Below are 310 nucleotides of genomic sequence, written 5' to 3' on the forward strand. Positions count from 1 at the left end.
AAAATAGGGGGGATCCTTGCCGATGCGGAGTGACCTGCCCCCCGCTGGTCCTGCGGTCATAACGAGAGTCCGCCGGTTTGATATTCGTGTTGCCCCACCGGCACAAGCGCGCCGGGCGTGACGCCTCCATTCAGCAGGAACGCTCGGCGCGCTTGTGCCGGTGTTCGGTTCTCCAGCGACGAGTGTGGCCTGACGTTGTTGTAGTCGTAGGTAAGCGTACGGCCTCAGTCGTGTTGCCAGGTTGATGGGCCATCGCGATGAGCGTGAACCGCGCCGGGATTGCCGGAGGCCATTTGTCTTAAATTAGGCG

The 310-nt window shown here is 61.6% G+C and carries 1 pseudogene; it reads right to left on the bottom strand.

Annotated features, from left to right (window positions below):
- Positions 1–56: 56 nt before the first annotated feature.
- Positions 57–209 (bottom strand): annotated as a pseudogene (locus Y88_RS19680) (IS3 family transposase); the annotation flags it as partial.
- Positions 210–310: the final 101 nt, after the last annotated feature.

Source organism: Novosphingobium nitrogenifigens DSM 19370, assembly GCF_000192575.1.
In the GTDB taxonomy this organism is placed as follows: domain Bacteria; phylum Pseudomonadota; class Alphaproteobacteria; order Sphingomonadales; family Sphingomonadaceae; genus Novosphingobium; species Novosphingobium nitrogenifigens.